The 442-nt window shown below is 52.5% G+C and carries 1 protein-coding gene; it reads right to left on the minus strand.

Features of this window, described 5'->3' with window-relative positions; translation table 11 throughout:
• The coding region (locus tag AW165_RS19850; protein WP_212823927.1) for a hypothetical protein at positions 1-442 on the minus strand (442 nt) is incomplete at both ends.

Below are 442 nucleotides of genomic sequence, written 5' to 3' on the forward strand. Positions count from 1 at the left end.
GTCACCTGTGCCGTTGCGATCGACTTGCGCAATCAGACCCGCCAATGACGGCGCAAACCAATCCACTTGGGTCGAGCCGTCATCTTGAATAACAAGAGGACGTGGCCAACATGGCATGTAGCGTTCATCACCGAACTGCTGCTTAAAGGCGTACGCTTCTTCTGTGGTGCTGATATCTTCCGGCATATCGCCCACCCAAACACCGCGAATAGGTTTTACTGCCGCAACCGCTAACGAGGCCGCGCCTGTTTTGTGCAAGATACCTGGAGCAAGATGGATTTTTGATGAGAAGCCGAATTTGTTTTTCGCTTTACGAAGCAAAGGCAGCGCTTCAATGAATGCTGCAAGCAATGCATCCGAGACGGCAGTGACCGTCACTTCGTACGATAGCGTTGACGACTGATAGGTCGCATCCCCAATCAGCTCTAGTGTGATGGTCGCC

It is taken from the genome of Acinetobacter sp. LMB-5 (assembly GCF_001541635.1).
GTDB classification, from domain to species: domain Bacteria; phylum Pseudomonadota; class Gammaproteobacteria; order Pseudomonadales; family Moraxellaceae; genus Acinetobacter; species Acinetobacter pittii.